The organism is Megasphaera jansseni (assembly GCF_047974155.1).
GTDB lineage: Bacteria > Bacillota > Negativicutes > Veillonellales > Megasphaeraceae > Megasphaera.
Genome location: NZ_JBHYRR010000055.1, coordinates 1 through 4,912, shown reverse-complemented (window position 1 = coordinate 4,912; position 4,912 = coordinate 1). Strand labels below are relative to the sequence as shown.

The window sequence follows — 4,912 nt, the reverse complement described above, 5'->3', positions numbered from 1 at the left end:
ATCCCATACGACAAACGATGAACGACCTACGATCAACGTAAAAAGAGGCTGTCTTAATGCGACAGCCTCTTTTTTTAAATGTAAACTATAAACTTTTATTCTTTTCTGCCGACGCGATGACGGCGTTCATGGTGGCAGCGCGGAAATTGCTTTCTTCCAAGGTCCGCACGGCTTCGATGGTCGTGCCGCCTGGTGAGCAGACGTCATCTTTCAATGCGCCGGGATGACGGCCTGTTTCCAAGACCATCTTAGCGGACCCCAGCACAGTCTGCGCCGCAAAGGTATAGGCCATCTGGCGGGGCATCCCTTCGCGGACGGCACCGTCAGCCAGCGCTTCGATGAACATATAGACATAAGCCGGGCCGCTGCCGCTCAGGCCGCAGACGGCGTCGATGAGTTTTTCATCGGTCACGACGGCTTTGCCAAAGCTGGAAAAGATAGCGACGACATCAGCCGTTTCCGCTTCGGTCACGTTGATATTCGGCGATATCGAGGCCATGCCTTCGCCGACCATGGCCGGCGTATTGGGCATGACCCGGACGATTTTTGTTTCCGGACCGGTGTAAAAAGCCAATTTTTCCAAAGAGATGCCGGCAGCGATGGAAATGAGGACGCTATCGGCCGCAAGGGATTCCCGGACACCTTCCAGTGCCGATTCCATGATGTTCGGCTTGACGGCCATAATCAGGCCCTGGGACTGGCGTGCCAATGCTTCCGGCGTATCGACGACGACAGCTCCCGTTTCCTTTGCCAGGGCTTGGGCCTTTTCCTTGTGGATATTATAAAGATAGATATGATCTGCAGCAATGGCATGGGCCGCCACCAGTCCTTTGACGATGGCCCGGCCCATATTGCCGGTCCCGCAGACACCAATCGTGTTAAACATAGGAAGACTTCCTTTCTCCCCAGCGCGTCTTACTGTTTTGCGCCGACAGCATCCAACGTCGATTTAATCTTAGCAGCCAGGCCGTGGATTTTCTTCTTGGAAACGGAGCAGACAGCCAGTCGGATGCCTTTACCCAAGGGAACGAGGAAAATGTTTTCTTTTTCCAGTTCATCACAGACTTTCTGCGAACCGGTCATGGGGATGGTGATGAAGAAACCCGAGATGTAACGCAAATATTTCAAGCCGCATTCATCGGCTTCTTTCATGAACAAGTCAGCCCGTTCCTGGATGAGGTGGAAATATTTAGCCCGTTCCGCATCGAGTTCGGCGACTTTAGCCGGATCCTTGCAGATGTTGGCCATGACCTTCATGGCAGCACTGTTGGAGTTCGACCAGGTAGCGCGGCTGGTATACTGGTTGATGGCGACGAATTCATCGGCAATGTCCTTGTTCGGCGTGACACAAATCATGGCACCCATACGCTGGCCGTACATGGTGAAACCTTTACTGCAGGTGTAGGCGACGACGATGAGGACGTTGTCCGGCATGTTGCCGAATTTCTTGAAGAATTTGCGGCATTCATGTTTTTCACCGCTGTAGTCAAGATAAGCGACGTCGGATACGAAGATGATGTTCTTATCCTTGCCTTTGACGACATCTTTCAAGAAGGCCAGGACTTCGTCCCATTCCGAATCGGAGAGGCCGTAACCCGTCGGGTTGTTGGCCGGCGAATTCATGATGATAACCGTGTTGTACTGTTTGGCGACCATGTCGCTGACGTTGGCCTTGAAGCTTTCCATATTGAAATGACCATCGGGCGTGAGCAGTTCAAATTCACGGAGTTTGCGGCCATTATCGTTGCACATGGAGCCGTAAGCACCCCAATGCCAGTCACTGGTCAGGACTTCATCGCCCCATTCGGAATAGTTGTGAATGACGTGATGGAGGACACCGGAACCGCCAGACGTAGCGCAGGCGCGGATATAGCCTTCCGGACGGGATTCACCGAAGCACTGGTCGATAGCCGCTTCCAAATAATCGGGATAGCCCTGGATCGGTGCATAAGCGACGATTTCTTTCGGCGTCAAGGCTTTATAGGCTTTCTGGACGACGTCGAGCATGATGAGTTCGCCATCTTCATCGAGCATGGAACCGACAGTCCCATTAATAACTTTATCTGCCCCCAATTTTTCGGTCAAAGCCACGGCACGGTTGTTAGCACCAAAAATCTTATCTTCAGCACTCTTTCCTTTTGCCTGCGGTGCGGCAACACTTTTTACCATATGAATCAACTCCCCTTTCTTATGTACATATACATTTATACCACATTCAAAATCGAAAGACAATAAACATTCTGCATATATCTGTCATGTATTCAAAATACAAAAGGAATAACCCTTCCTGGACAATCAAAGTTAAGCCTGTTTGCTGTCTCAGCATAAAACAGTTGAAATTATCTCATGGCTCCCCTATAATAAAGAGTATATAACATATTTCGTGTTACTTTTATGCATTTTTATTTTATGAAAAGAGGTCTTTCCCATGAATCGTGTATTACGTTTTGTATTATCCGCCTTACTGGCCTGCTCCGTTCTCATGCTGGCAGCCTGCCAGAGCAGCCCGTCCGGGTCGAATGACAAGAAGACGTACAAGATCGGCGTCCTGCGCATCGACGACAGCCTGCCCCTCTATACGGCCGAAAGCGAAAAGCTCTTTGAAAAACACGGTGTCGACGTCCAGGTCATTGAATTCAGTTCGGCAGCAGACCAGCAAAAAGCCATGGAAGCCGGTGAACTCGACGGTATGATGACGGACATGATCGTCACGGGCTTGCTCAAAAAAGCCGGTACCGACGTCCGCGTCGTCGCCATGGCCCTCGGTGCCGTCCCCCAGGAAGGCCGGTTCCTCGTCGTCTCGGCCCCGAACAGCAGCATTACGACGCCACAGCAGCTGGCCGGTGCATCCGTTGCTATTTCAGAAAATACCATGATGGACTACTTGATGAACCAATATGAACAGGAACTGGGCATTCCGGCAGCCGAAGTCCACACCGTCCAGATGCCGAACCTGGCCCTGCGCACAGAAGCCGTCCTGGCCGGTAAAGATATCCAGGCCGCTATCCTGCCGGATCCGCTGGCAGCCTATGCCGTCCAGCAAGGGGCCCACGTCGTCATCGATGATACGAAGCTCCAGAAAAATTATTCCCAGTCCGTCGTCGTCCTGACCCAGGATATGATTGAAAAACATCATGACGCCGCCGCCCATTTCCTCGATGCCTATAACGAAGCCATCGAAAAGCTGGACAGCCAGCCCGATGCCTATCGCGACATGGCTATGAAGAAAGCCAACATCCCGGCAGCTGTCGCCGGTTCGTACCGTACACCGTCTTATACGGCCCACGCCCTGCCGACGGAAGAAGAAGTCAGCCGTATCATGAACTGGATGGTAGAGAAAGGCCTGTTGCCCAAGGCCTACAGCTATGATGAAATGGTCGCCCATGTCCAGTAAGCAGCCGACGGCGGATCCGCTGCTGCGATTAGACGACGTGGGCCTCGCCTATCACAGCCGCAGCGGCGTCCAGCCCATACTCCAGCACATCTCTTTCAGCCTCGGCCAGGGAGAACACCTGACCGTCGCCGGCCCGTCGGGCTGCGGAAAGTCAACGCTGCTGCGCCTCATCGCCGGCCTGCAGGCGCCGACAGCCGGACAAATCTGGTTTTCAGGACAAAAAATGAAGGGCCCCAGGCCGGACCTGGCCATCGTCTTCCAGGACTACGGGCTCTTTCCCTGGAAGACGGTAGAAGAAAATATTCTCCTGCCCGGCAGGCTCCACGGTTCTCCCCTGGATAAAGAACAACTGGCGTCCCTCTTGGACACGCTGGGCTTGTCATCTGTCCGCCATCACTATCCGGGAGAACTCTCAGGTGGCCAGAAACAGCGGACCGCCCTGGGCCGGGCCATGGCCATGCAGCCGAAATTGCTGCTCCTGGATGAACCTTTCTCAGCCCTGGACCCGGACATGCGCCATCAATGCCATGACCTCTTCCAGCAATACATCCAAAAGAGTCAGACTGCGACGATCCTCGTCACCCACAGTCCGGAAGAAGCCGCCGCCCTGGGCGACAAGACGATCATCTTTGCCAAGACAGGAGGTGTCATCAAAGATGTCCGCAAAAACGAATAATCCCATCGATGCAGCCCATCTCCTGCTGGCCTTTTTCGTCATCGGCGCCTTATGGCAGGCTGCCAGCATGGCTCTGAACAAGCCCTTACTGCCGGCACCGTACCGTGTCTGCCAGACCTGGTATGCCCTGATGACCACAGGCGTCCTCTGGCCGCACATAGCAGCCAGCTTGTACCGTATGGGCTGCGGCCTGGCTTTGGCCTTGGTGACAGCCGTCCCGACAGGGATAGCCGCCGGCCGCAGCCACCGCTGGGACGCCTTGTTATCGCCATTTCTCTATATCTTCTACTCCATCCCCAAAGTCGTCTTCCTGCCGGTCATCATCGTCGTCCTGGGTTTGGGCGATTTCCCGAAGATCTTCATCATCGCCATCACCGTCTTTTTCCAAATCGCCATCATGGTCCGCGACGCAGCCAAGGCCATCCCGGAAGAACAAGTGATGACCATGCGCTCCCTCTGCGGAACGAAATGGCAGAACTTCCGCCACCTCATCTGGCCCGCCTGCCTGCCAGGTATCCTGACGGCCCTGCGTACTTCCCTGGGCATCGCCCTGGCGCTGCTCTTCATTACTGAAACCTTTGCCGCCTTTTCCGGGTTAGGCTATTTCATCATGAACCGCATGGAAGTCCGCAATTACGAAGAAATGTACGCCGCCATCCTGACCTTGGCCGCCATCGGCATCACCGCCTATATGATCCTCGATATAGCCGAACGGAAACTCTGCCCGTGGAAGAAGTAGCAGTTAGCAGTTAGCGGTCAGCAGTCAGCCACCGCAGTCCAGCGGACTGCTCCGTAGGGGCTTGCACGTGGCAAGCCCGCTATGACTATGTGAGCATAACGTA

The 4,912-nt window shown here is 54.1% G+C and carries 5 protein-coding genes; 3 read left to right on the top strand and 2 right to left on the bottom strand.

Annotated elements, in window-relative coordinates:
* Window positions 1–85: 85 nt before the first annotated feature.
* A complete protein-coding gene (gene proC, locus ACE418_RS13245) occupies window positions 86–886 on the bottom strand; it encodes a pyrroline-5-carboxylate reductase (RefSeq protein ID WP_416451048.1) in 801 nt (266 codons plus the stop codon).
* 29 nt (window positions 887–915) lie between these two features.
* Window positions 916–2,169 carry a pyridoxal phosphate-dependent aminotransferase gene (locus ACE418_RS13240; protein WP_416451047.1) on the bottom strand — a complete coding sequence of 418 codons (1,254 nt, stop codon included), beginning with the start codon at window positions 2,167–2,169 and terminating at the stop codon, window positions 916–918.
* Window positions 2,170–2,428: 259 nt separating this feature from the next.
* Here ACE418_RS13240 and ACE418_RS13235 point away from each other — a divergent pair, with 259 nt between their 5' ends.
* From ACE418_RS13235 to ACE418_RS13225, 3 genes are read left to right on the top strand one after another with little or no spacing between them, the layout of a single operon-like run.
* Complete coding sequence (locus tag ACE418_RS13235) at window positions 2,429–3,394, top strand: ABC transporter substrate-binding protein (protein WP_416451046.1); 966 nt, start codon at window positions 2,429–2,431, stop codon at window positions 3,392–3,394.
* Complete coding sequence (locus tag ACE418_RS13230) at window positions 3,366–4,070, top strand: ABC transporter ATP-binding protein (protein WP_416451045.1); 705 nt, start codon at window positions 3,366–3,368, stop codon at window positions 4,068–4,070. Before ACE418_RS13235 ends, ACE418_RS13230 begins: the two co-directional genes overlap by 29 nt.
* Window positions 4,051–4,809, top strand: a complete 759-nt coding sequence (locus ACE418_RS13225; protein ID WP_416451044.1) for an ABC transporter permease — start codon at window positions 4,051–4,053, stop codon at window positions 4,807–4,809. The genes ACE418_RS13230 and ACE418_RS13225 overlap by 20 nt, the downstream gene beginning before the upstream one ends.
* Window positions 4,810–4,912: the final 103 nt, after the last annotated feature.